The organism is Streptomyces sp. NBC_01210 (assembly GCF_036010325.1).
Classification (GTDB): Bacteria; Actinomycetota; Actinomycetes; order Streptomycetales; family Streptomycetaceae; genus Streptomyces.
Map to the genome: position 1 here is coordinate 5,740,198 of NZ_CP108549.1, position 22,988 is coordinate 5,763,185.

Annotated in this window: 23 protein-coding genes, 2 pseudogenes and 1 riboswitch; of the genes and pseudogenes, 12 read left to right on the forward strand and 13 right to left on the reverse strand. The window is 70.0% G+C overall.

The annotated features are described in order from the left end of the window. Nucleotides 1–15 precede the first annotated feature (15 nt). Nucleotides 16–966 (forward strand): ABC transporter substrate-binding protein, encoded by a 951-nt coding sequence (locus OG735_RS26200; protein WP_327325584.1) that lies wholly within the window; start codon nt 16–18, stop codon nt 964–966. 493 nt (nt 967–1,459) lie between these two features. Here OG735_RS26200 and OG735_RS26205 read toward each other — a convergent pair. After that, nucleotides 1,460–2,170: pseudogene (locus tag OG735_RS26205) on the reverse strand (isocitrate lyase/PEP mutase family protein); the annotation flags it as partial. Between the two features lie 80 nt (nt 2,171–2,250). Then, a complete protein-coding gene (locus OG735_RS26210; protein ID WP_327325585.1) occupies nt 2,251–2,751 on the reverse strand; it encodes a carboxymuconolactone decarboxylase family protein in 501 nt (166 codons plus the stop codon). A 47-nt stretch (nt 2,752–2,798) separates the two neighbouring features. Here OG735_RS26210 and pdxR point away from each other — a divergent pair, with 47 nt between their 5' ends. Continuing rightward, entirely contained in the window at nt 2,799–4,199 is a 1,401-nt protein-coding gene (gene pdxR, locus OG735_RS26215; RefSeq protein WP_327325586.1) for a MocR-like pyridoxine biosynthesis transcription factor PdxR, read from the forward strand. Nucleotides 4,200–4,315: 116 nt separating this feature from the next. Here the strand turns inward: pdxR and OG735_RS26220 are convergent, their stop codons facing one another. Continuing rightward, the gene (locus OG735_RS26220; protein ID WP_327328458.1) at nt 4,316–5,164 is read right to left on the reverse strand and encodes a DMT family transporter; all 849 of its coding nucleotides are present in this window, start codon (nt 5,162–5,164) and stop codon (nt 4,316–4,318) included. A gap of 135 nt (nt 5,165–5,299) precedes the next feature. Here OG735_RS26220 and OG735_RS26225 point away from each other — a divergent pair, with 135 nt between their 5' ends. After that, the gene (locus OG735_RS26225; protein ID WP_327325587.1) at nt 5,300–5,587 is read left to right on the forward strand and encodes a hypothetical protein; all 288 of its coding nucleotides are present in this window, start codon (nt 5,300–5,302) and stop codon (nt 5,585–5,587) included. 18 nt (nt 5,588–5,605) lie between these two features. Further along, the gene (locus OG735_RS26230; protein ID WP_327325588.1) at nt 5,606–6,787 is read left to right on the forward strand and encodes a glutathionylspermidine synthase family protein; all 1,182 of its coding nucleotides are present in this window, start codon (nt 5,606–5,608) and stop codon (nt 6,785–6,787) included. A gap of 55 nt (nt 6,788–6,842) precedes the next feature. Here OG735_RS26230 and rocD read toward each other — a convergent pair whose 3' ends face one another. Then, nucleotides 6,843–8,048 carry an ornithine--oxo-acid transaminase gene (gene rocD, locus OG735_RS26235; RefSeq protein ID WP_327325589.1) on the reverse strand — a complete coding sequence of 402 codons (1,206 nt, stop codon included), beginning with the start codon at nt 8,046–8,048 and terminating at the stop codon, nt 6,843–6,845. Between the two features lie 121 nt (nt 8,049–8,169). Then, nucleotides 8,170–8,260, forward strand: a riboswitch (ZMP/ZTP riboswitch). A 105-nt stretch (nt 8,261–8,365) separates the two neighbouring features. On the opposite strand from rocD, the gene glyA reads away from it, so the two are divergent. After that, nucleotides 8,366–9,634, forward strand: a complete 1,269-nt coding sequence (glyA, locus tag OG735_RS26240; protein ID WP_327325590.1) for a serine hydroxymethyltransferase — start codon at nt 8,366–8,368, stop codon at nt 9,632–9,634. A 475-nt stretch (nt 9,635–10,109) separates the two neighbouring features. Here the strand turns inward: glyA and OG735_RS26245 are convergent, their stop codons facing one another. Next, complete coding sequence (locus tag OG735_RS26245; RefSeq protein WP_327325591.1) at nt 10,110–10,907, reverse strand: hypothetical protein; 798 nt, start codon at nt 10,905–10,907, stop codon at nt 10,110–10,112. Further along, complete coding sequence (locus tag OG735_RS26250; RefSeq protein WP_327328459.1) at nt 10,900–11,547, reverse strand: RNA polymerase sigma factor; 648 nt, start codon at nt 11,545–11,547, stop codon at nt 10,900–10,902. Before OG735_RS26250 ends, OG735_RS26245 begins: the two co-directional genes overlap by 8 nt. Before the next feature lie 37 nt (nt 11,548–11,584). Here OG735_RS26250 and trpS point away from each other — a divergent pair, with 37 nt between their 5' ends. Together trpS and OG735_RS26260 are read left to right on the forward strand one after the other, a co-directional pair. Then, the gene (trpS, locus tag OG735_RS26255; RefSeq protein ID WP_385303941.1) at nt 11,585–12,607 is read left to right on the forward strand and encodes a tryptophan--tRNA ligase; all 1,023 of its coding nucleotides are present in this window, start codon (nt 11,585–11,587) and stop codon (nt 12,605–12,607) included. A gap of 130 nt (nt 12,608–12,737) precedes the next feature. Next, on the forward strand, nt 12,738–13,319 hold the full coding sequence (locus OG735_RS26260) for a 2'-5' RNA ligase family protein (RefSeq protein WP_327325593.1): 582 nt from the start codon (nt 12,738–12,740) through the stop codon (nt 13,317–13,319). Nucleotides 13,320–13,399: 80 nt separating this feature from the next. Here the strand turns inward: OG735_RS26260 and OG735_RS26265 are convergent, their stop codons facing one another. After that, the gene (locus tag OG735_RS26265; RefSeq protein ID WP_327325594.1) at nt 13,400–14,155 is read right to left on the reverse strand and encodes a decaprenylphospho-beta-D-erythro-pentofuranosid-2-ulose 2-reductase; all 756 of its coding nucleotides are present in this window, start codon (nt 14,153–14,155) and stop codon (nt 13,400–13,402) included. Nucleotides 14,156–14,278: 123 nt separating this feature from the next. Beyond that, nucleotides 14,279–15,631, reverse strand: a complete 1,353-nt coding sequence (locus OG735_RS26270; protein WP_327325595.1) for an FAD-binding oxidoreductase — start codon at nt 15,629–15,631, stop codon at nt 14,279–14,281. Nucleotides 15,632–15,789: 158 nt separating this feature from the next. On the opposite strand from OG735_RS26270, the gene OG735_RS26275 reads away from it, so the two are divergent. The 3 genes from OG735_RS26275 to OG735_RS26285 all read left to right on the forward strand — a co-directional run bounded on the left by OG735_RS26275 (nt 15,790) and on the right by OG735_RS26285 (nt 18,460). Then, on the forward strand, nt 15,790–16,374 hold the full coding sequence (locus OG735_RS26275) for a phosphatase PAP2 family protein (protein ID WP_327325596.1): 585 nt from the start codon (nt 15,790–15,792) through the stop codon (nt 16,372–16,374). Next, nucleotides 16,367–17,308, forward strand: a complete 942-nt coding sequence (locus tag OG735_RS26280; protein WP_327325597.1) for a decaprenyl-phosphate phosphoribosyltransferase — start codon at nt 16,367–16,369, stop codon at nt 17,306–17,308. The genes OG735_RS26275 and OG735_RS26280 overlap by 8 nt, the downstream gene beginning before the upstream one ends. 168 nt (nt 17,309–17,476) lie before the next feature. Then, the gene (locus tag OG735_RS26285; RefSeq protein WP_327325598.1) at nt 17,477–18,460 is read left to right on the forward strand and encodes a YihY/virulence factor BrkB family protein; all 984 of its coding nucleotides are present in this window, start codon (nt 17,477–17,479) and stop codon (nt 18,458–18,460) included. Here the strand turns inward: OG735_RS26285 and OG735_RS26290 are convergent. Further along, nucleotides 18,429–19,637 (reverse strand): D-alanyl-D-alanine carboxypeptidase family protein, encoded by a 1,209-nt coding sequence (locus OG735_RS26290; RefSeq protein WP_327325599.1) that lies wholly within the window; start codon nt 19,635–19,637, stop codon nt 18,429–18,431. The two genes, OG735_RS26285 and OG735_RS26290, sit on opposite strands and share 32 nt — an antisense overlap. A 121-nt stretch (nt 19,638–19,758) precedes the next feature. On the opposite strand from OG735_RS26290, the gene OG735_RS26295 reads away from it, so the two are divergent. Both OG735_RS26295 and OG735_RS26300 read left to right on the forward strand, forming a co-directional pair. Next, nucleotides 19,759–20,019 carry an SCO4848 family membrane protein gene (locus OG735_RS26295; protein ID WP_327325600.1) on the forward strand — a complete coding sequence of 87 codons (261 nt, stop codon included), beginning with the start codon at nt 19,759–19,761 and terminating at the stop codon, nt 20,017–20,019. A 12-nt stretch (nt 20,020–20,031) separates the two neighbouring features. After that, nucleotides 20,032–20,985 (forward strand): annotated as a pseudogene (locus tag OG735_RS26300) (metallophosphoesterase); the annotation flags it as partial. A 430-nt stretch (nt 20,986–21,415) separates the two neighbouring features. Here the strand turns inward: OG735_RS26300 and OG735_RS26305 are convergent. From OG735_RS26305 to OG735_RS26320, 4 genes are all read right to left on the reverse strand, one after another. Next, nucleotides 21,416–21,766, reverse strand: a complete 351-nt coding sequence (locus OG735_RS26305) for a DUF397 domain-containing protein (protein WP_327325601.1) — start codon at nt 21,764–21,766, stop codon at nt 21,416–21,418. A 228-nt stretch (nt 21,767–21,994) separates the two neighbouring features. Beyond that, a complete protein-coding gene (locus tag OG735_RS26310) occupies nt 21,995–22,261 on the reverse strand; it encodes a DUF7848 domain-containing protein (RefSeq protein ID WP_327325602.1) in 267 nt (88 codons plus the stop codon). Between the two features lies 1 nt (nt 22,262). After that, entirely contained in the window at nt 22,263–22,478 is a 216-nt protein-coding gene (locus OG735_RS26315; RefSeq protein ID WP_327325603.1) for a hypothetical protein, read from the reverse strand. Then, nucleotides 22,478–22,783, reverse strand: a complete 306-nt coding sequence (locus OG735_RS26320; protein ID WP_327325604.1) for a hypothetical protein — start codon at nt 22,781–22,783, stop codon at nt 22,478–22,480. Before OG735_RS26320 ends, OG735_RS26315 begins: the two co-directional genes overlap by 1 nt. Between the last annotated feature and the right edge of the window lie 205 nt (nt 22,784–22,988).

The window sequence follows — 22,988 nt, forward strand, 5'->3', positions numbered from 1 at the left end:
ATGCACAGGAGCACCATGCGCACCCTCCGTACCACCACCGCTGTTGTCAGTGCCCTCGGAATCCTCACTCTCAGCGCGTGCGGCGCTGCCGACACCGGCAAGAAGGACGTGGGCGGCAAGAAGTCCGTGACGCTGACCGTCCCGTCCTGGGTCGGCGCCCAGGCCAACACGGCCGTCGCCGCCTACATCCTGAAGAAGGAGCTGCGCTACACCGTCAAGACCCAGCAGATGGGCGAGGTCCTCGCCTGGGACGCGCTCTCCAAGGGCGACATCGACGCGATCATGGAGGACTGGGGGCACCCCAAGGAGGAGAAGCAGTACGTCGCGACGAAGAAGACCGTAGTCAAGGGCGGCGACCTCGGCGTCACCGGACACATCGGCTGGTTCGTGCCGAAGTACTACGCGGACAAGAACCCCGAGGTCACGGACGCCACGAAGCTCAACAAATTCGCCAAGGACTTCAAGACCGCGGAGAGCGGCGACAAGGGTGAGATCCTCGAGGGTTCGCCGGACTACGTCACCAACGACGACGCGCTCATCAAGAACCTGAAGCTGGACCTCAAGACCACCTACTCGGGCTCCGAGGCCGCGCAGATCACCGCGATGAAGAAGTACGCCAAGGAGAAGAAGCCGTTCCTGACGTACTGGTGGACCCCGCAGTGGCTGAACGCCCAGATCGACATGGTCGAGGTCAAGCTGCCGGAGTACCAGGCGGGTTGTGACGCGGACCCGAAGAAGATCGCCTGCGCCTACCCGAACACGCCGCTGCAGAAGTACTTCAACGCCGACTTCGCCAAGAACGGCGGCGAGGCGGCGGAGTTCCTGAGGAACTTCAAGTGGACGACCGCGCAGCAGAACGAGGTCGCGCTGATGATCGCCGGCGAGAAGATGTCGCCGGAGGCGGCGGCCGAGAAGTGGGTCAAGGCGAACGAGTCGACCTGGAAGGCCTGGCTCCCGAAGAAGTAGCCTCAGAAACCCCTCAACTCTCTTGAGGGGAAGGGGTCCTGCGACCGAACATCCATACATGTTCGGACTCCGGAAGCAAGAACTCAACGTACTCGTACTGCGTGACGCGGACGGCATCGCCGATGCCGTCCGCGCCGCGTTGGACACTGCTACGCCCGAGGAACGCCCGGGCCTCGAGCGGGCGGCCGCCCTCGTCGCCGAGGCCGCGGCCGCATCGGACGCCGAGCTGCGGGGTCGCTGGGTGCGCGGGCAGCTGGCCGCGGCGGGCATCGAAGGGCCGGCCGACTCGATCACCGCGATCAAGGCGCTGCGCCAGGCCGAGCGGCAGCTGAGTCTCTTCTCGGCGTTGACCCTGGCGAAGGACGCGGAGGCGACCAGGCCGGGAGCCGGTCAGACCGGCCTGGCGGACCAGGCCGGTTAGTCCGCGCGCTCTGTGCCCTGAGTGCCCTGAGTGCCCTGAGTGCCCTGAGTGCCTTGTGGTGCGCTCCGCGCGCAGGCTCTCGGCGATGGTCCGTACCGCCGCCATCGCCTTCCTGTGCAGACCGGGCCCGAAGGTGATCCGGGTCGCGCCGAGGCGGCCCAGCTCGGCGACACCCGGACTGCCCGGCAGCGGCCCGACATTGATGGGGCCTTCGATCTCCTCGCGCAGCAACGGGAGTTGCTCCGGAGGTACGGCGAACGGATAGACACAGTCCGCCCCGGCCGCGACATAGAGCCGCGCCCGGGTGATCGCCTCCGCGGGGTCGCTCACGCCGCGAAGGAACGAGTCGACCCGGGCGTTGATGAACAGCCGGTCGCCCGCCTCCGCCCGTACCTCCGCCAGCCAGTCCGCGTGCCGCTGCGGGTCCTTGAGCGCTTTCGTGGACGGGTCGGAGTCCTCCAGGTTGCAGCCGACCGCGCCGGTGTCGAGGATCCGGGCCACCAGTTCCTTCGGAGACAGGCCGTAGCCGGCTTCGACGTCCGCGGAGACGGGGACGTCCACCGAGCGGGCGATACGGGTGACGGCCGCGAACATCTCGTCCGCGGGCGTCTGCCCGTCCTCGTATCCGAGTGCGGCCGCGACACCGGCGCTCGGGGTGGCCAGCGCGGGGAAGCCCGCGTCCGCGAAGACGCGGGCACTGGCCGCGTCCCAGGGGCCGGGCAGGACCAAGGGATCGCCGGGCGAACGGCCGTGGTGCAGGGCGCGGAAGACGGTCACGGTCATTTCTCCTGGACCTCCTGGGACCTTCTGGATCTCCTGGACCTTCTGGTTCTCCCGGATCTCCCCCGGGCAGTGGGCGGCGGTCAGTGCTTGAACTGGCCGGGCGTGTAGTGGCCGGGGACCAGGCGGGTCGACACGCCGATGCGGTTCCAGGCGTTGATGACCGTGATCGCGGAGATCAGCTGGGCCAGCTCCTTCTCGTCGAAATGCTTCGCGGCGTTCTCGTAGACCTCGTCCGTCACAAAGCCGTCGGTCAGGACGGTCACGGCCTCCGTCAGCTCGATCGCCGCGATCTCCTTCTCGGTGTAGAAGTGCCGCGACTCCTCCCACGCGCTGAGCTGGATGATCCGCTCCACCGACCCGCCCGCCGCGAGGGCGTCCTTGGTGTGCATATCGAGGCAGAAGGCGCAGTGGTTGATCTGCGAGGCGCGGATCCTCACCAGCTCGAGGAGGACCGGGTCGACGCCCTGCCGGGCGGCCGCGTCCAGCTTGGCCATGGCCTTGTAGACCTCGGGGGCGAGCTGTCCGATCTGGAGACGGGGGGTGTGCTCGTGGGCGTAGGACGTGTTCCCGTTCGTCGTCATAGTGACGACGGTACGCGGCTGGTGGCACAGGAGTATGGTCCACTTCCATGACGGATTCCTGGGCCACTTTCGGTGCCGATCTGCATGTCGAGGTGCGCGGCTCCGGGCTGCGATCGGGCCTGATGGACGCGTTGCGGGAGGCCGTGCGCACCGGGCGGCTGGCGCCCGGGACCAGGCTGCCGTCCTCGCGCTCGCTCGCCGTCGACCTGGGCATCGCCCGTAATACCGTCGCCGACGCGTACGGGGAGCTGGTCGCCGAAGGGTGGCTCACGGCGCAGCAGGGCTCGGGGACGCGGGTGGCCAGACGAGCCGCGCCGAGGAAACCGCAGGCGGGCGTGGTCAGAGCCCGGCCGCCCCACCGCCGCCCCACCTACAGCTTGCATGCCGGCACCCCCGACCTGGCCTCCTTTCCGCGCGCGGAGTGGCTGAAGGCGGCTCGCCGGGCGCTGACCGCCGCGCCCCACGAGGCCTTCGGATACGGCGATTCACGCGGGCGCATCGAGCTGCGGACCGTACTGGCCGACTATCTGGCACGGGCGCGCGGTGTGTACGCGGACCCCGAGCGCATCGTCATCTGCTCCGGCTTCGTACACGGGCTGATGCTGATGGGGAAGGTACTGAGACAGCGGCGGGTGCGGGAGGTCGCCGTCGAGTCGTACGGGCTCGATGTGCACTGGAACCTGCTGACCGAGGCGGGTCTGCGAACGCCTGCGCTGCCCTTCGACGAACTGGGTTCGCAGACGGGTGAGTTGGCTGCGCTGCGCGGGGTGGGCGCCGTGCTGATGACGCCCGCGCACCAGTTCCCGATGGGGGTTCCGCTCCACCCCGACCGGCGCGCGGCCGCCGTCGACTGGGCGCGCGGGTCGGGCGGGCTGATCCTGGAGGACGACTACGACGGGGAGTTCCGCTACGACCGGCAGCCGGTGGGCGCGCTCCAGGGCCTGGACCCGGAGCGGGTGGTCTATATGGGCACGGCGAGCAAATCGCTGGCGCCGGGGCTGCGGCTCGCCTGGATGGTGCTGCCCGACGAACTGGTCGGGGAGGTCATCGAGGCGAAGGGCTCCGTCGACTGGGTGTCGAGTGCGCTGGACCAACTGACGCTCGCGGAGTTCATCGCCTCGGGCGCGTACGACCGCCATGTTCGGGGAATGCGGCTGCGCTACCGCAGAAGGCGCGACCAGCTCGTCCGGGCGCTGGCGGAGCGTGCGCCGGACATCCGGGTCAGCGGCATCGCCGCCGGGCTGCACGCGGTGCTCGAACTGCCGCCGGGCACGGAGGGCTCCGTGATCCAGGCGGCGGCGTGGCAGGGCCTGGCGGTGGAGGGTGTTTCGCGCTTCCGCCACAAGGACGCGCCGACGGGGAGGGACGCGCTGGTGGTGGGGTATGCGACGCCGGCGGACAGCGGCTGGGCGGGGGCACTGGACGCGCTGTGCCGGGCGCTGCCGTGAGACGCACCTGGGGACAAGCCCGTCCGGCGTTCGAGGACATGCGGCCGAAGGTCGCCTACGGGGGTCTGGGGGCTTGCCCCCAGTTACGGGAAGGGCGGGTAGGGGGACAGCCCCGCTCAGGGGGCCGCAGCCTCGGGTGCCTCCGAAGGCGCGGGCGGCTCGCCGAACCGTGCCAGAGCCAACGCACCCGCAACCGCCACCACGAACCCCGTGACTGCCAGCCACGCCAGGCCCTCGCGGGTCCGGTCGCCGAGCCACACCACGCCCACCAGCGCCGGGCCGATCGTCTCGCCGATCACCATGCCCGCCGTGGCCGTCGTCACCGAGCCGCGCTGCAGGGCGGAGGTGAGCAGCAGGAACGCCGCGCCGCCGCCGAGCAGCAGTGCGTACAGGGCCGGGTTGGTGAGGACCTCGGGCAGGGAGACCGTGTCGATCAGGCGGACCGCGACCTCGACCACCCCGAAGCCGAAGCCCGCGCCGAGGCCGAGGACCAGGGCGCGCGGCTTGTCGGGGAGGCGGCCCGCGACCGCGCCGACGAGGAGTACGGCGAGCGCGACGCCGAGCATCGCCCAGGCCAGCGCGGGCGATCCGGCGCGGTCGCCCTCCTCGCCCGATGAGAGGCCCAGCATGGCCAGACCCGCGCAGACCACGGCCACCGCGGCCCATTCGGTCCGGCTCAGACGGACATCGAGGAGGCGGGCGGCGACCACGGCGGTGACCGCGAGGCTGGCGGCGAGCGCCGCGCCGACGGCGTAGATGGGGATGGAGCGCAGCGCGACGATCTGAAGGACGAAGCCGAGGGCGTCCAGGGCGAGTCCGGCGACATAGCGCCACTGGCGCAGCGCCCGCAGCAGCAGCGCCGGGTCGACACCGGAGCCGGTGCCGGGTTCAGCGGCGCGGGCGGCGACGGCCTGGAGGACGGAGGCCGTGCCGTAGCAGACCGCCGAACCGAGTGCGCAGATCATCCCAAAGAGCACAGAGCGACTGTAGATGAACCACAGATGAGAAGGGCTGGTGGACCCGGGCTGACAGCCGCGCGGGGCGGCCCTCTAGTCTGTCCGGCGATCTACTGGCTTGATTCGAACGGGGGCGACCGGCTGATGGCACGACGCAGGCTGAGGTCGAGCACGGTGGTGCTCGGCGGCATGGGGGTGCTCGCGGCGACGCTGACGGCGTGCAGCTCGGAGCCGGACGAGCGGTGTGTCGATCCGGTGACCTACGAAGTGCTGCCGGACTACAAGTGCGACGGCGACAGCGACGGACACAGCAGCTCCGGCAGGTACTACTACGGCGGCAGGGTGAGCGGTGGCCGGGCCGACGGGGGCAGCTTCGACAGGACTGCCGTCGACAGCGGCGGCTTCGGCGGCTCCAGCTCCGGCGGCGGCTGAGTACGGGGCATACAGAGCATGAAGCGTCACATCATCGAGCCCCGCCCCGGCTGGCAGCAGATCGTCGAGGAACAGGGCCTCATCTACCCGCTCACCCGCTACCCGGACGGCTCGCTGCGCCCGTACTGGGACGAGAGCGCGTACTACGAATTCTCGCTGCCCGAGGTCGAGGCGCTGGAAGAGGTCGTCGAGGAACTGCACGCCATGTGCCTGGCCGCGGCCGCGCACATCGTCCAGCACGACCGCTTCGCCGACCTCGGCATCACCGACCCGAGACTCGCCTCGCTGATAGGCGAGTCCTGGCGGAGGCGGGATGAACTCCCCTCCGTCTACGGCCGGTTCGATCTGCGCTACGACGGCACCGGCCCGGCCAAGATGCTGGAGTACAACGCCGACACCCCCACCTCCCTGGTCGAGGCCGCCAGCCCGCAGTGGTTCTGGATGGAGGACCGCTTCCCCGGCGCCGACCAGTGGAACTCCCTCCATGAACGCCTCGTCGACGCCTGGAAGCGCCAGGTGCCGCTGCTTCCGCCCGGGCCGCTGCACTTCGTCCACTCCGACGGCGACGAGCTGGGCGAGGACCTGATGACGGTCGCGTATCTGCGCGAGACCGCCGAGCAGGCCGGCCTCGTCACCGAGGCACTGTCCGTCGAACGGATTGGCTGGGACCGGCTGTCCGGTCGCTTCGTGGACGACCGGCTGCGCTTCATCCGCAGCTGCTTCAAGCTCTATCCGTGGGAGTGGCTGGCCACCGACCGCTTCGGACCGTACGTCCTCGACACCCTGGACAACGGCGGCGGCACCGGCACCACCTGCTGGATCGAGCCCGCGTGGAAGATGCTGCTCTCCAACAAGGCGCTGCTGGCGATCCTCTGGGAGCTCAATCCGGGCCACCCGAATCTGCTGCCCGCCTATCTCGACGGGCCACGTGAACTCGCCGCGGAGCGCGGTTACGTGGCCAAGCCGCTGCTCGGCCGCGAGGGCGCCGGAGTCACCATCCACGAGCCGGGTGCCGAGCCCCTACTGCGCGATGAGCCGTGCTGTTACCAGGAGTTGGCCCCGCTGCCCGATTTCGACGGCAACCGTGTGGTGCTCGGCGCATGGGTCGTCGGGGACGAGGCGGCGGGGCTCGGCATCCGGGAATCGGCGGGGCTGGTCACGGACGAGTACGCCCGCTTCCTGCCCCACGTCATCCTCTAGCCCGGTCCGAACGGTCCGAACGGTCCGAACGGTCCGAACGGTCCGAACGGGCCGCTCAGCCCTCCAGTACGGCTCTGAGCTGGTCCAGGCCCCAGTCCAGATCCTCCTTGCTGATCACCAGCGGCGGGGCGATCCGGATCGTCGAGCCGTGGGTGTCCTTGACCAGGACCCCGCGGTCCATCATCTTCTCGGAGATCTCCCGGCCGGTGCCGTGGCTCGGCACGATGTCGACGCCGGCCCACAGCCCGCGGCCGCGCACCGCCTCCACCGCGCCGCCGCCCGTCAACAGGCCCAGCTCGTGGTGGAGATGGTCGCCCAGCTCGGTGGCGCGCTGCTGGAACTCGCCGGTGCGCAGCATCGCGATCACCTCCAGAGCCACCGCGCAGGCCAGCGGATTGCCGCCGAAGGTCGAGCCGTGCTCCCCGGGCCTGTAGACGCCGAGCACCTCGGCGGAGGAGACGACCGCCGACACCGGAACGACGCCGCCGCCCAGCGCCTTGCCCAGCACATACATGTCCGGCACGACGTTCTCGTGCTCGCAGGCGAAGGTCCGGCCGGTTCGCCCGAGGCCCGACTGGATCTCGTCCGCGATGAAGAGGATGTTCCGCTCGCGGGTCAGCTCCCGCACCCTCGAGAGGTACCCGGCCGGCGGCACCAGCACCCCGGCCTCGCCCTGGATCGGCTCCAGCAGCAGGGCCACGGTGTTCTCGGTCAGCGCCGCGCTCATCGCGGTCAGGTCCCCGTACGGAACGATCTCGAAGCCCGGGGTGTAGGGACCGAAGTCCGCTCGTGCCTCCGGATCCGTCGAGAAGCTGATCACCGTCGTCGTACGGCCGTGGAAGTTGTTGGCCGCGACGACGATCTTCGCCATGTTGTCCGGGACGCCCTTGACCCGGTAGCCCCATTTCCGGGCGGTCTTCACGGCGGTCTCCACCGCCTCCGCCCCGGTGTTCATCGGCAGCACCATCTCCATGCCGCACAACTCGGCGAGCTGTGTACAGAAGTCGGCGAACCGGTCGTGATGGAAGGCACGGGAGGTGAGCGTGACTCTCTCCAGCTGTGCCTTGGCGGCGTCGATGAGACGACGGTTTCCGTGACCGAAGTTGAGCGCCGAGTACCCGGCGAGCATGTCGAGGTAGCGGCGCCCCTCGACATCGGTCATCCAGGCGCCCTCCGCCGTGGCGACGACGACGGGCAGAGGGTGGTAGTTGTGCGCGCTGTGAGCCTCCGCCGAGGCAATGGCACTCTCCGTTGTGGACACGGGATCTCCGTTCAGTAGAGACAAGCCGTCCGGTGTGGGGCGGGGTGGTGCCCCTGTTTCTATCGTCGCTCGCATGGTGGACTAAGAAACCTTGCTGTGGGGCGTGGCCGCTAGGCTGGGTATCACGCACGGCGACTGGCGTACGGGGAAGTGACCTCGAGGGAACCGCGCGCGGAAGATCACACGAGGTGCCGCCCGCCTGGGTACTCCGGGACACATCCCATCCGGGTGCTGCCCGCCCCTCGCCTCAGGCCGAGGGGACCCACGAGCCGCACCCCGGGACCACGACCGAGCAACGGATCGCCCCGGAGGACACCATGACGCTTCCCCTGCCGCACCCCGCACTCGCCGCCACCGACCCGGAACTGGCGGGCCTCGTCGCCGCCGAGGAACAGCTCCAGGCAGAGACGCTCCGGCTGATCCCCAGCGAGAACTATGTCTCCCGGGCCGTACTGGAAGCCTCCGGCACGGTCCTGCAGAACAAATACAGCGAGGGCTACCCCGGCCGCCGCTACTACGAGGGCCAGCAGAACATCGACCAGGTCGAGCGGCTCGCCATTGCCCGCGCCAAGGCCCTCTTCGGCGTTGAGCACGCCAATGTCCAGCCCTACTCCGGCTCTCCTGCCAACCTCGCCGTCTATCTCGCCTTCGCCGATCCCGGCGACACCGTGATGGGCATGGCCCTGCCGATGGGCGGCCATCTCACCCACGGCTGGGGCGTCTCCGCCACCGGCACTTGGTTCCGCGGCGTCCAGTACGGCGTACGCCATGACACGGGCCTCATCGACTTCGACGAGGTGCGCGAACTCGCCCTCAAGGAGCGCCCGAAGCTCATCTTCTGCGGTGGCACCGCGCTGCCCCGCACCATCGACTTCGCCGCCTTCGCGGAGATCGCCCGCGAGTCCGGCGCCGTCCTGGTCGCCGATGTCGCGCATATCGCGGGCCTGATCGCGGGCGGCGCCCATCCCTCCCCCGTGCCGCACGCCGACGTGATCTCCACAACCACCCACAAGACCCTGCGCGGGCCCCGCGGCGCGATGCTGATGTCCCGCGAGGAGCACGCCAAGGCGATCGACAAGGCGGTCTTCCCCGGACTCCAGGGCGGCCCGCACAACCAGACCACCGCGGCCATCGCGGTCGCCCTGCACGAGGCTGCCCAGCCCTCCTTCCGTACCTATGCGCAGTCGGTCGTCGCCAACGCCAAGGCGCTTGCCGAGGAGCTGCTCGCCCGCGGCTTCGACCTGGTCTCCGGCGGTACCGACAACCACCTGATCCTGATGGACCTCACCCCCAAGGACGTGCCCGGCAAGGTGGCGGCGAAGGCCCTCGACCGGGCCGGGATCGTCGTCAACTACAACACCGTCCCGTACGACCCGAGGAAGCCCTTCGACCCCTCCGGCGTACGCATCGGCACCCCCTCCCTCACCTCCCGCGGCCTCGGTACGCAGCACATGGCCGCCGTCGCCGACTGGATCGACCGTGGTGTCACCGCGGCCGGCACGGGCGACGAGGACGCGCTGGGCGACATCCGGTCCGAGGTCGCCGAGCTGATGGCCGCGTTCCCGGCGCCCGGACTGTCCGCCTAGCGCGGTCAGCGAGTGAGCTTTACCGGTGACCGCGATGGTCGGCCCCAGGAGGTCCGGCCGGGAGTCGGGTCGTCCTCAATCGCCGGACAGGCTCGAAAGCAATCCTGTCCGGCGTGCTCGCCCGGACAGGCGCCCAGCTGTCGAGCAGCTCCTGACGGGGGCCGGTCTCCGGCGTGCCGCCGCCCCGCCCGAACGGCGGGCGCGCAGCCGTGAGGCCACCGGCCTCAGTACCAGCGCCAGCACCGCCCCGGCCGCGAGCCCCGGTATCGCCCACCACCGATCCGTGGTGCTGTCACCGGCGGCCGCCGCCGTGGGCTGCCGCCGCTCCTCCTGCGGTGGAGTGGCGGCTTCGGAGCTCCCGCCCCGGGCATACTTCCCCCAGCCGACGCCCGGTTCGGACCGTCCGCACCGCGTCCGCGTCACCTCTTCTACACCGCTCGCCCCCGCCAGGTTCCCGTTCCGGGACGATCAGTCTTCAGGGCGTGGACTCCGCGATCTCCTTGGCGCGCGGCAGCGATGCCACGCCTTCGAGCCGCAGCGTCGTCCGCTCGTCCGCCGCCATCCACAGCAGCGTGGCACCCGCCGTGCGCTCGGCCTCGATCCACCCGTCACCCTGGGCGCCGGTCAGCCGGAACCGCAGCAGATGCGGCTCGGCGAACCACAGGCCGCTCCCGCCGCTCAGCGTCACCCACTCAGGCGTGAGCCGTGCCTCCTTGATGAAGCCGAGGTCGAGCTTCGCCGGGAACTCGTCCAGCCGTATCGTCCGACCCCCCTCGCTCCAGCACAGACTCACGACCGACCGGCCCCCGGGCCCCGTGGTCACCGAGACCGCGTCCGGCTCGCCGAGCCCGCCCGGCACCCGCGCCCGGAAGCCGACGCGCCGCTCCGCCTCCGCCGGGGACACCGGGGCGTGGCACCACGGCACCTGCCCCTCGGCCCGTGGCGGTGTCGACGGGTCGTACCGCACTTCCACCCCGCCGAAGCCGAACCAGTCCGCCACCGTCGCCCGCACCGGGGGCGTGAGCACCAGCACCACCGCGACCCCGGAGAGGGTGACCGTCAGTGCCCGCCACCGCCTGCGCGTCCAGTGCCTGAACCGCTCGGCCCGCCCTGGCCCGGCGGGCACGGGCACCGCCTCGGCGAGGAGCTGCGCCAGCACCCGCTCCGCCATCGTCTCGCCGTCGACGTCCGGGATCCCGATCCCGCGCCCCAGCCCTCGCAGCTCCTCACGCAAGGCCTCGCGCTCCTCGCCAGGACGATCCTCGTCACTCATGCTCCTCACCTCCCTTCGTCGGCAGAAGCCCCGGAAGGAGCCGCTCCAGCTTGCGCAGCGCGCGGTTCAGCCTCGACTTCACCGTGCCCCGCGGCCAGCCCAGCGCCTCGGCAGTCTCCGCTTCGTCCATCTCCAGCAGATACCGGTAGGTGACGACCTGCCGCTGCTGCTCACTCAGCCTGTCCAGCGCCGCCCGCAGCAGCGCGCTCCGCTCCCGCGCCACGGCTGCCACCGCCGGATCCGCGGATTCCGGTATCAGCGGCTCTGAGCCGAGCAGCAGCGCCTCCCGCCCGGCGAGCGCCCGCAGCCGCACGGCGGAGCGCACTGTGTTCCTCGTCTCATTGACCACGATCCGCAGCAGCCAGGGACGGAAGGCCGCGCCGTCCCGGAACCGCCCCAGCGACTGGTACGCCTTGAGGAAGGCGCTCTGCACCACATCCTCCGCATCCGCACCCGCCCCGAAGGCCACAGCCGCCCTCAGCGCGACATTCGTATGGGCGCGCACCAGCTCCGCGTACGCCTCCGGCTCTCCGGCGCGCACCCGTGAGATCACCGCGGCCTCGTCAACGACGATGCCGCCCCCCTCTTCGACGGCGCGGCCCCCCTCCAGCGTCCCCTCGCGCTTGGTCACACCTTTCATACACCGGCGGCCGGGGATCGGTTCCACACCTGAGAGAATGATGAGCATGGCCTCTGATCGACCCCGCGCGCTCTCCGGTATCCAGCCCACCGCAGGCTCGTTCCACCTCGGGAACTACCTCGGTGCGATCCGCCAGTACGTGGCGCTGCAAGAGACCCACGACGCGTTCTACATGGTCGTGGACCTGCACGCGATCACCATGCCGCAGGACCCCGCCGAGCTGCGTGCCAACACCCGGCTCGCCGCCGCCCAGCTGCTCGCCGCCGGACTCGACCCCGAGCGCTGCACCCTCTTCATCCAGAGCCATGTCCCCGAGCACGCCCAGCTCGGCTGGATCATGAACTGCCTCACCGGCTTCGGCGAGGCCTCCCGGATGACCCAGTTCAAGGACAAGTCCGCCAAGCAGGGCGCCGACCGCGCCACCGTCGGCCTCTTCACGTATCCGATCCTGCAGGTCGCGGACATCCTGCTCTATCAGGCCAACGCCGTCCCGGTCGGCGAGGACCAGCGCCAGCACATCGAGCTCACCCGTGACCTCGCCGAGCGTTTCAACACCCGCTTCGGCGACACCTTCACCGTCCCGGCGCCGCACATCGTCAAGGAGGTCGCGAAGATCTACGACCTCCAGGACCCGTCGATCAAGATGAGTAAGTCGGCCTCCACGCCCAAGGGCCTGATCAACCTGCTCGACGAGCCCAAGGTGACCGCCAAGAAGGTAAAGAGCGCGGTCACCGACACCGACACCGTCATCCGGTTCGACCCCGTGAACAAGCCGGGCGTCTCCAACCTCCTCACCATCCACTCCACCCTCACCGGCAAGACCGTCGCCGAGCTCGAGGCGGAGTACGAGGGCAAGATGTACGGTGCGCTCAAGACGGATCTTGCCGAGATCATGGTGGACTTCGTCACACCGTTCCGGAGCCGTACGCAGGAATATCTGGACGACCCCGAGACGCTTGACTCCATCCTGGCCAAGGGTGCGGAGAAGGCCCGCGCGGTCGCCGCCGAGACCCTGGCCGCCGCATACGACAAGGTGGGCTTCCTTCCCGCCAAACATTGAGCGGACACTGATTCCGTGCTGAGTCATCACTGAATCAGCACTGTGTCCAAGGACTCTGGCCACACCTACGGTGCAGCCGCCACACTGGCGGCTGCACAACACCTAGCTACCGACGACTGAGGAGAACGACGTGGGGACCGTAACGCTCGGCGTTTCGATCGCGGTCCCGGAGCCTTACGGCAGCCTGCTCCAGGAGCTGCGCGCGGGCTTCGGGGATCCCGCCGCGCACGGCATTCCCACGCACGTCACGCTCCTCCCGCCCACCGTGGTCGAGGCCGACGCCCTGCCCGCGATCGAGGCGCATCTCGCCGAGGTCGCACGCTCCGGCCGGCCGTTCCCGATGCGGCTCTCCGGCACCGGGACATTCCGTCCGCTCTCGCCCGTCGTCTTCGTCCAGGTCGCCGAGGGCGCGGCGGCCTGCACCTGGCTGCAGAAGCGGGTGCGGGACGCCTCCGGGCCGCTCGTGCGCGAGCTGCAGTTCTCGTACCACCCGCATGTGACCGTGGCACACGGCATCGCCGATGAGGCGATGGACCGGGCCTACGAAGAGCTCTCGGACTACGAGGCGGCGTGGACCTGCGCCTCCTTCGCCCTGTACGAGCAGGGCGCGGACGGCGTGTGGCGCAAGCTCAACTCGTACGCCTTCGGTGGCGGGGTCGCGGCCGTGCCGGCCCAGGGCGCCCCGATCGACGAGCCCGCCACCACCATCTGACCCGAGCGTCCGGCCCGGCCGTCCGGCCCACCGTGCCCCGTGCCCCTTCCTTGCCCTGTGGACCGATACCCGCGAAGCCGTCAGACGGGCAGCCGGCGGAAGACCGGCCTCGGTACATGCCGCAGCACCGACATCACCATACGCAGCGCCCCCGGCACCCACACCATCTCCGACCTGCGCCGCAGCCCCTGTTCGATGGCCGCGGCGACTGCGTCCGGCGTGGTGGCGAGAGGTGCCTCGGCCAGCCCCGCCGTCATTTTCGTCCGTACGAATCCGGGGCGTACGACCATCACATGCACCCCCGTCCCGTGCAGCGCGTCACCCAGACCCTGTGCGAACGCGTCCAGGCCGGCCTTGCTGGAGCCGTAGATGAAGTTGGCGCGGCGGGCCCGCTCGCCCGCGACCGACGACAGCACCACGATCGAGCCGTGCCCCTGGGCCTGCAGCGCGCCCGCGCACACCAGCGAGGCCGAGACCGCCCCCGTGAAATTGGTCTGCGCGACCCGGACCGCCGCCAGGGGCTCGGCCTCGTCGTTCGCCTGGTCGCCGAGGACGCCGAAGGCGAGCAGCACCATGTCGATGTCGCCCTCCGCGAAGACCTTGCCCAGTGCCGGCTCGTGCGCGGCGGGGTCGAGGGCGTCGAAGGCGACGGTGTGCACGTCCGCGCCGAGCGTGCGCAGCTCGGCCGCGGCGGTCTCCAGGTCCGGCGAGGGGCGGCCTGCCAGCCAGACCGTACGAGTGCGGCGGGCGATGAGCCTGCGGGCGGTGGCCAGGCCGATCTCCGACGTACCGCCGAGGACGAGCAGGGACTGCGGGGTGCCGAAGGCGTCCTTCATGACAGGGGCTCCTCAAGGTCGGAGGGAGAGGGCAGGGCAGGGCAGGGGGCAGATGACAGGAGGCGGGCAGCGGGTGCGGGGCCTTGGACGCCGGACGGGCCGGAAGGCTGCCGCAGCCGGGGGTCACAGGGCCAGACGCCTCGACAGGTCCGAGACGAAGACGCCGCTCGGGTCCGCCTCGGCCCGTAGCGCGCGGAATTCGGGCAGTCGCGGGTACATCTCGGCGAGCAGTTCCGGGCGCAGCCGGGAGTCCTTCGCGAGATAGACCCGGCCGCCCGCCGACGCGACTTCCTCGTCCAGCTCGTCCAGGAACGCGCCGAGGCCCGGCAGCCCGGCCGGGATGTCCAGAGCGAGCGTCCAGCCGGGCATCGGGAAGGACAGCCACCCCGGGTCGCCCTCGCCGAACCGCTTCAGCACCGCCAGGAACGAGGGGCAGCCACGCCGCGAGATGCGCCGCACGATCCGGCGCAGCGCCTCCTCCTGCCCGTGGCCGACCACGAACTGGTACTGGACGAAGCCGCCGCGCCCGTAGATCCGGTTCCAGTGCGGGACGCCGTCCAGGGGATGGAAGAAGGTCGAGATCTTCTGCAGCTCGCCGGTCCGCTGCCGCGGCGCCTTGTGGTACCAGAGCGCGTTGAAGAGCCCGACGGCGCCTCGTCCCAGCAGGCCGCCCGGTACGAAGCCGGGGGCGGCCGGCAGCTGTCCCGGGCGGAATGCGAGGGGCGTGCGCCGGGCGCGCGGAGGAAGCGCGTCCAGCGGTGCGTGCTCCCCGTAGGTGAGGACCGAGCGTCCCAGCGCACGGCCGCGCGCGAGGAGGTCGATCCAGGCGACCGAGTACCGGTGGCGATGATCGGTGGTGGTGAGCCTGGCCATCAGATCGTCGAGGTTCGTGGTCCGTTCGGTATCGACGGACATCAGCGAGGTCTCGACCGGATGGAGCTGGACGGTTGCCGAGAGGATCACCCCGGTCAGTCCCATGCCGCCCGCTGTCGCGTTGAAGAGGTTGGTGCCGGGGACGACGTCTTGGATCTCGCCGTCGGCGGTGAGCAGCTCCAGCGACCGTACATGTCGGGAGAAGGCTCCTGAGACATGGTGGTTCTTGCCATGGATGTCGGCACCGATCGCGCCGCCCACCGTGACATAGCGGGTCCCCGGCGTCACCGGCACGAACCAGCCGAGCGGCAGGAGCACCTCCATCAGCCGGTGCAGGCTCACGCCCGCGTCGCACACGACGAGGCCCGCCTCCGTGTCGACGGTACGGATCCGGTCCAGCGCGGTCATGTCGAGTACGGATCCGCCCGCGTTCTGCGCCGCGTCGCCGTACGCCCGACCGAGCCCGCGGGCGATGCCGCCGCGCGCCCCGCACATCCGTACCGCTGCCGCGGCCTCCGCGGGCGTACGGGGCCGCAGCAGACGGGAGGTCGTCGGGGCGGTCCGGCCCCAACCGGTGACGGACACGAACTCGGCACTGAGCATGCCCTTGACCGTATAGCCGCTTATTACCTCTTTGCTCTGTATGTCCCTGGACTCGCCGAAATGGGTGATTAAACGAGTGTCATACAAGATGGGCGTGAAAGTGGGCCGTTCGCCGAGAAGAGTCGCCCCTGGCTCATGAGAAGGGGTGGCGAAGGCATATGGGATACGTCGACTGTGCGGCCGTCGACCGGCGGCTGCTGGCGGCGATGCGCGACTGCGGCAGCGAGCCGCGCGTGGCCGCGGTCGCCCGAGCGCTCTCCTTCACCGGCGAGCACGGCGCGCTCTGGCTCGTCGCCGGGCTCGCGGGCGCGGCGGCCGACCGGGAGCGGCGCGGGGTATGGCTGCGTGCCACGACCCTGGTGGGCGCGGCCCATCTGGCGAGCATGGGCCTCAAGCGCCTGGTACGCCGCCCCCGACCCGAACTCCCGGCTCGCGAGCCCCTCGTGCGCACCATGGGAGGTCTCTCCTTTCCCAGCTCGCACGCCGCCGCGGCCGCCGCGGCCGCCGTCGCCTTCGGTGCGGTGCGACCCGCCGGGCGTCGGCTGGCGCCGCCACTGGCTGCCGTGATGTGCGTGTCCCGCCTGGTCGCCGGCGTCCACTATCCGACGGACATCGCCGCGGGCGCCGTGCTCGGCGGACTCACCGCGAGACTGGGCGCGGCCTGGATGATGCGCCCCCTCGCGAGAGCGGCGGAACTCACCACAGTGGCCGCAGGAGCGGTGGGGGGAGGGCGCGATGACTGAGCGCAGCACTGCGCTGCTGGACCGGCAGGAGCGGCCCACGCCACCTCGGGCCGTAAGCCTGCCCGTCGGCCTGATCAGGACCGCCCGGCCGCGCCAGTGGGTCAAGAACGTGCTCGTCATGGCCGCGCCCGCCGCCGCCGGAGAGCTGGTTTCGCGGCACACCGCCGTCCACATGGCCATCGTCTTCGCCGTCTTCACGGCGGCCGCGGCAGCCGTCTACCTGATCAACGACGCCCGGGACGCCGAGGCCGACCGCGCGCACCCCGCCAAATGCCGGCGGCCCGTCGCCGCCGGGGACGTACCGGCGGCCCTTGCCTACACGATCGGCGCACTCCTCGCCGGCGCCGCGATCGCCGGCGCCGTCACGCTGTGCAATCCCATGACCGGCGCGCTGATCACCGCGTATCTGTCGATGCAACTCGCGTACTGCGTCTGGCTCAAGCATGTTCTGGTCATCGACCTGGTCGTCGTCACCACCGGGTTCCTGATGCGCGCGATGATCGGCGGGGTCGCGCTCGGCATCCCCCTGTCCCGGTGGTTCCTGATCACCACCGGCTTCGGCGCGCTCTTCATCGTGGCGGCCAAGCGGTACTCGGAAGCGGTGCAGATGGAGGGCGGCAAGGGCGTGACCCGGGCGCTGCTGAACGAGTACACGACCGGATATCTGCGCTTCGTCTGGCAGCTCGCGGCCGGTGTCGCCGTGCTCGCCTACTGCTTGTGGGCGATGGAGAGCGGCGGCGTGGCCGGCCGGGCGCTGCTGCCCTGGCGGCAGCTGTCGATGATCGCGTTCATCCTGGCGGTGCTGCGGTACGCGGTCTTCGCGGACCGGGGTACGGCCGGCGCGCCTGAGGACGTCGTGCTGCGCGATCCGGCGCTCGCCGTCATCGGGCTGGTGTGGGCGGCGATGTACGGACTGGCCGTCGCCGACCTGTGAGCGGCCATTCGTCCGGCTGCGCGGGCCCCTTCGGCCGGGCCCCGCTCGCCGCGAAGGCCCGCTCGTTCCTCGCGGGACGCACCGTCGCGTCGGCATGGCCCTCGCCACCTGCCTGCGATTCTGGGCGACCCGGACGCTGGTATTCGGTGTGGAGGGTACGCGTACGACATGGACTGGCTGACCAAGCTCCCCGTCATCGGCCCGCTCGTGGCCGGGCTGATGCGCACGCACGCCTGGCGTTCGTACGAGACGCTCGACCGGGTGCACTGGACGCGACTCGCCGCCGCGATCACCTTCATCAGCTTTCTCGCGCTCTTCCCGCTGATCACCGTCGCCGCGGCGATCGGCGCCGCGCTGCTCGGCAAGGAGCAGCTGGCCAAGATGGAGAACAAGCTCAGCGAGCAGGTGCCCGGTATCTCGGACCAGCTCGACCTCAACTCCCTGGTCACCAACGCGGGCACGGTCGGGCTTGTCGCGGGCGCGCTGCTGCTCTTCACCGGCATCGGCTGGATCGGCTCGCTGCGGGAATGTCTGCGCGCCGTCTGGGAGCTGGACGACGAGGAGGAGGGCAACCCCGTCCTGCGCAGGCTGAAGGACGCGGGTGTGCTGCTCGGGCTCGGCGCGACCGCGCTCGCCTCGTTCGCCGCCTCCGCGCTCGGCTCCACCGCCGTCGGCTGGAGTGCCGACCGGCTCGGCATCGACGAGGGCGGAGCCGGCGGCGTACTGCTGCAGATCGCGGCACTCGTGGTCGGCGTCGTCGCCGACTTCCTGATTCTGCTGTACATGCTGACGCTGCTGCCGGGAGTGGAGCCGCCGCGCCGCCGTCTGGTCGTGGCGGCGCTGATCGGCGCGGTCGGCTTCGAACTCCTCAAGCTGCTGCTCGGCAGCTATATGAAGGGCGTCGCGTCGAAGAGCATGTACGGGGCCTTCGGCGTTCCGGTCGCCCTGCTGCTGTGGATCAACTTCACAGCGAAGCTGATGCTGTTCTGCGCCGCCTGGACAGCGACGCGGAGTGAGCAGGACGGGCGGAGTGAGCAGGACGGGCCGAGTGAGCAGGGCGGGCCGAGTGAGCGGAGCGGGCCGAGTGAGCGGAGCGGTACGACCGATGCCGTCGGCGGGACTAGCGGCGGCGCAGCGGCCAGCGGCGGTTGACCAGGAACACTCCGGCCGCCACCACCACCAGCACGCCGCCCGTGATGGCGATCGCGGTACCGATGCCGCCGGCGCCCTTCCCTGCGGCGTGCGACTTCGCGGGAGCGCCGTTGTTGGCCGTATTCGCGTCGTTGGCGGACGGGGTGACCGCGGACTTCGGCGGGACCAGCTCGCCGACCGGCTTGACCTTCCCGGCCGCGGCGAAGCCCCAGTCGAGCAGCCGGCCCGCTTCTTTGTAAACGGCCTGGCTCTCCTCCGAGTCCGGGTTCATGACGGTGACGAGCAGCACCCTGCCGTTGCGCTCGGCGACACCGGTGAAGGTCGCGCCCGCATGCGAGGTGTTGCCGTTCTTGACGCCCGCGATGCCCTTGTACGGAGAGATGCCGTAGTCGCCGGTGAGCAGGCGGTTGGTGTTCTGGATCTCGAACGTCTCGCGCTTCTTGCCCTCGACCTGCGTGCCCGGGAATTCGGCGTGCGCGGTGGAGCAGTACTCGCGGAAGTCCTTCTTCTGCATGCCGCTACGGGCGATGAGTGTGAGGTCGTACGCGGAGGAGACCTGGCCGTCGGCGTCGTAGCCGTCGGGCGATACGACATGGGTGTCGAGCGCCTGCAGTTCCTCGGCGTGCTCCTGCATGTCCATGACGGTCTTGGGTACGCCGCCGTTCATCGACGAGAGCACATGCACGGCGTCGTTGCCGGAGCGGAGGAAGACACCGAGCCACAGATCGTGGACGGAGTAGGTGAGGTTCTCCTTGACCCCGACCAGGCTGCTGCCCTCGCCGACGTCCGCGAGCTCGGCGTTGGTCACCGTGTGGATCTCGGTCCTCGGCAGCCGGGGCAGCACGGTGTCCGCGAACAGCATCTTGAGAGTGGACGCCGGGGGCAGCCGCCAGTGGGCGTTGTGCGAGGCCAGCACGTCGCCGCTCTCCGCGTCCGCGACGATCCAGGACCGGCCGCTCACATCCTTGGGCAGGACGGGCGCGCCGGGGCCGAGGCTGACCTGGGTGCCGGGCCTGCCGAGTTGGGTGCCCCCGACGGAGGACATGGAGGCCGGGGGGTTCGGCTGTTTCTTGTCTGCCGTGCGGTGCTCGGTGTCCGCGGACGCGGGCGTGATGGTGAGAACGGGGAGCAACGCGGCGGCGGTGACCGTCAGCGCGGTCTTTTTCAGAGCAGACACGGTCGAGAACGTACATGGCGTTGAGGAAAATATGTTCATCATCCCGATGACCCGCCGGGAGTGACGCCGGGACAGCCCACCCCGGGGAACCCGGTCGGAGGACGGCCGCGATACTGAGTCCATGAAGCTCAGCCGCCCGGTCTCCTGGTTCCTGCTCGCATTCGGGGTGTGGAGCTGGTTCATCTGGATCACTTTCGTCAAGAACCTGTGGAAGGACGGCAGCGGACTCGCCTTCGACGACGCGGGCGACCCGACCACCTACTTCTGGGTGCATCTGCTGCTCGCCATTACGTCCTTTCTCCTGGGGACGGTCGTCGGCGTGATCGGGTTGCGTGGCGTACGCGCATTGCGTCGTGAGGGCGCGCAGAAGGAAAAGGAATAGAGGAGCGCTTCCGTGCTGGTGGTCGTCCTGCTTGTGGTGGTCGTGATCGTGGCCGTGCTCGCCGGGGTGCACTGGTACGTATGGCGACGGCTGGTCCGTGACACGACGGCGCGGGGCGGCGCGGCGCGCCGGGCGGGCACGGTGGCTGCGTGGGTGCTGCCGCTGCTTTCTGTGGGAGCGCTGGTGTCGGGGCGGGCGGGTGCGCCGTTCTGGCTGCAGCGGGTGGTGGCGTGGCCGGGGTATTTGTGGCTGGCGGTGCTGCTGTATCTGACGCTGGCGCTGGTGGTGGGGGAGGGGGTACGGGTTCTGCTGCGGCGGGCGCTGGAGCGGCGGGCGACGGCTGCGACGACCGGGGGGAAGTCCCTCACCCCGCCCCTTTCCGAAACCGCGGAGCAGGCCCCCCGGACCCCCGGGCCGACTCCGACTCCGACTCCGGCCGTGGCCGGCGCGGCGGCGCAGATGGAGCCCGGGCGTGCTGCCGTCGTGACAACGCCGACGGCGGACGTGGGCACGAACGGCACCCTCGCGGCCCCCGTGCCCGAGGTGGCCCCCGTGCCCGAGGTGGTCCCCGCGAACCCGCCCGCCGGGCAAAGTGCCCCCTCGCGGCGGATGTTTGTTTCGCGGGTTGTCGGCGGGGGCGCCGCCGCTGTTGCTCTTGGGACCGTTGGGTACGGGACCTACGGCGTGCTGCGCGGGCCCCGGGTCAAGCGCGTCACCGTGCCGCTCGTCAGACTTCCGCGCGCCGCCCACGGGTTCCGGATCGCCGTCGTCAGCGATATCCATCTCGGCCCGATCCTCGGCCGCGCCCACACCCGGCGGATCGTCGACACCATCAACGCCACCTCGCCCGACCTCGTCGCCGTCGTCGGCGATCTCGTCGACGGCACCGTCGCCGATCTCGGGCCCGCCGCCGAGCCGCTCGCGCAGTTGCGGTCACGGCACGGGTCCTTCTTCGTCACCGGGAACCCACCTAGAACATACTCGCTCTGCGCCTGACAGCAAAGAGCCCCGATCACCAGCCAACTAGCGGTGAACGGGGCCCTGTTCGGCTAACAAGGTGGGGTCAGAGGCGGGTGTCTCGGGCTGCGCGCAGAATGGGCCGCCCCTGCGTCTGCTGGGGAACGTGAGTGGGCGACCACAGGCGGGACAAGGGGCCAATTCGGGTCGCTCCGCCGCACGCCTCACACGAAGCGATGACGACGCCCATATAGATAGTCCCGATGGTTCTCCGGCCCCTGCATTCGCAGCAAGGGGTGCCGCTGTACGTCCGCTCAACGAACGCAAATGCCTGTTCGATCGCAGCCTGACTCATGGTCACCTCACGGGGGATCGACGTGGCTTCAACCATGGCACAGCGACCCGCCCTCAGTGGGAGGGTCGCTGCTATCCGTTGAGGCTAGACGGCTACGATCGCCGCTTCCGCCTCTGCCGACTTCATCTCCTCGTCGGTTGCCCTCAGATGGTCGAACTCACCGGCCAAGGCCCCGTCCAGGAACTTGGTGAACTCCGCGCGGCTGTAGAACAGCACTGGGCCGGTCTCGTCCTTGTCGTCCGAGAGCGCAACCATCCGCGTGCCGTCCGCAATGCTCGGGTGCGGGTGGTCCTCGGCGTCCGGGGCCTCAGCCACGATCACGCAGTCCTTGAGGATCGGGTCTAGGTCGGTCCGGCTGCTCTTCCGCCAGTCCAGACCGGGGGCGTGGGGGTTCTCGAACGGCTTGGTGCTGCTGCCATTGCTGATGGTTCCCATTGCTTCCTTCTCTCGTCGTGTTGTGCATTCACCGCCCTGCAAGGGCGGGGCTTGCCCGCCCCCTGCCGGGATTCATTCAGCGGTGGGGGAACCGGAATTAGTCATCCGGCAGGGGGCGGAGTCTCTAGGCGGTGGCCAATGCCACGCCGATCACGAACCCGCACGAGCTGCTGATAGCGACGATCAGCACTACGCCCGCGTAGGCGGCAATGGCGTTCCACACGCGCTTCACGGCCGGATCTCCGCGTACGGATTGTCCCGCCGGGGTTCCACTCGCCAAAAGGTCTCGGTGTTCAACTTGAATCCCTGGTGATCGGGGTTGCGTCCGGTGTGGTCGAGCGCCCATGTCTGCTGCGGGGTTCCGTCGTCGGATGCTTCGGCCGGTCGCTCATGGCAAGACGTGCATTCGATGTGGAAGATCACGACGGGTACGCCGGGCCGATCATCGGGGCTGAATCCCCATTCCGCGTACGCGTGGCATTCGCGTGTGGCCACTTCAAATCACCTGGCGACTAACGGAGTTGGCCTTGGCCACGTCCTCGCTGAGCGCGTCCGACTGCATAGCGGGACTCAGGTTCGCTTCTTCCGCTTCCCACTCTTTGCCGCCCTTGACCGCGCGGAGTTGGTAGCGCGGCCCTACGTGATCCATGACCACGCCGACGCGGTTGCGTTGCGTGTCCCTGACTGTCTCGCCGATGACGGGGGCACTCATCACGCGGTCACCTCCACCCCATGAATCAGCCGGGGCCCGACGTCGATGCCGTGCACAGCCAGCCACAGCGCGCGCCGCCGGGCTTGCTGCCGCTGTGTCTCCATGCGCTGCTCATGCGCGACGAGGTACGGGCGGATGAGTACGACGTCCTCACCGCGCAGTACGGGGTGGGGGGCGTGCGGGCGAGTGGTGGACGCGTCCCCGTTGGGCGCGGCGAGTCGCGTGTTGGCTGAACGGTGGCGGCCCTGTGCCGGCCACATCAGCCGGAGTAACGGCTTGAACAGTCTCGCGATAGCGTGTGTCACGTCGTCAACCTCCTGGGGTTGGTGGCCACGCCCCCGGACCGGTCGCACGGTCGCGGGGGTCTCTCGCATGTAGCCGGTTGGTCCTGCGAGATCCCGCCGGTTCCTCGGCGGGGCACTCCTCACCATTGCCGATGTGACACCGTGGGTACACGATTGAGCTGTCACCAAATAACCGTCGTGGACAGCGAGTTGAAGGTGTGTTCGA

Excerpts from the sequence above, each read along its gene's own strand:
- OG735_RS26285 (WP_327325598.1), top strand. The coding sequence starts at position 17,477 with ATGGACTGGCTGACCAAGCTCCCCGTCATCGGCCCGCTCGTGGCCGGG.
- OG735_RS26220 (WP_327328458.1), bottom strand. The coding sequence starts at position 5,164 with ATGATCTGCGCACTCGGTTCGGCGGTCTGCTACGGCACGGCCTCCGTC.
- OG735_RS26315 (WP_327325603.1), bottom strand. The coding sequence starts at position 22,478 with ATGAGTGCCCCCGTCATCGGCGAGACAGTCAGGGACACGCAACGCAAC.
- OG735_RS26210 (WP_327325585.1), bottom strand. The coding sequence starts at position 2,751 with ATGACGACGAACGGGAACACGTCCTACGCCCACGAGCACACCCCCCGT.
- glyA (WP_327325590.1), top strand. The coding sequence starts at position 8,366 with ATGACGCTTCCCCTGCCGCACCCCGCACTCGCCGCCACCGACCCGGAA.
- OG735_RS26245 (WP_327325591.1), bottom strand. The coding sequence starts at position 10,907 with ATGAGTGACGAGGATCGTCCTGGCGAGGAGCGCGAGGCCTTGCGTGAG.
- OG735_RS26275 (WP_327325596.1), top strand. The coding sequence starts at position 15,790 with ATGGGATACGTCGACTGTGCGGCCGTCGACCGGCGGCTGCTGGCGGCG.
- OG735_RS26265 (WP_327325594.1), bottom strand. The coding sequence starts at position 14,155 with ATGAAGGACGCCTTCGGCACCCCGCAGTCCCTGCTCGTCCTCGGCGGT.
- OG735_RS26280 (WP_327325597.1), top strand. The coding sequence starts at position 16,367 with ATGACTGAGCGCAGCACTGCGCTGCTGGACCGGCAGGAGCGGCCCACG.
- OG735_RS26270 (WP_327325595.1), bottom strand. The coding sequence starts at position 15,631 with ATGCTCAGTGCCGAGTTCGTGTCCGTCACCGGTTGGGGCCGGACCGCC.
- trpS (WP_385303941.1), top strand. The coding sequence starts at position 11,585 with ATGATGAGCATGGCCTCTGATCGACCCCGCGCGCTCTCCGGTATCCAG.
- OG735_RS26305 (WP_327325601.1), bottom strand. The coding sequence starts at position 21,766 with ATGGGAACCATCAGCAATGGCAGCAGCACCAAGCCGTTCGAGAACCCC.
- OG735_RS26295 (WP_327325600.1), top strand. The coding sequence starts at position 19,759 with ATGAAGCTCAGCCGCCCGGTCTCCTGGTTCCTGCTCGCATTCGGGGTG.
- OG735_RS26250 (WP_327328459.1), bottom strand. The coding sequence starts at position 11,547 with ATGAAAGGTGTGACCAAGCGCGAGGGGACGCTGGAGGGGGGCCGCGCC.
- OG735_RS26230 (WP_327325588.1), top strand. The coding sequence starts at position 5,606 with ATGAAGCGTCACATCATCGAGCCCCGCCCCGGCTGGCAGCAGATCGTC.
- OG735_RS26200 (WP_327325584.1), top strand. The coding sequence starts at position 16 with ATGCGCACCCTCCGTACCACCACCGCTGTTGTCAGTGCCCTCGGAATC.
- pdxR (WP_327325586.1), top strand. The coding sequence starts at position 2,799 with ATGACGGATTCCTGGGCCACTTTCGGTGCCGATCTGCATGTCGAGGTG.
- OG735_RS26225 (WP_327325587.1), top strand. The coding sequence starts at position 5,300 with ATGGCACGACGCAGGCTGAGGTCGAGCACGGTGGTGCTCGGCGGCATG.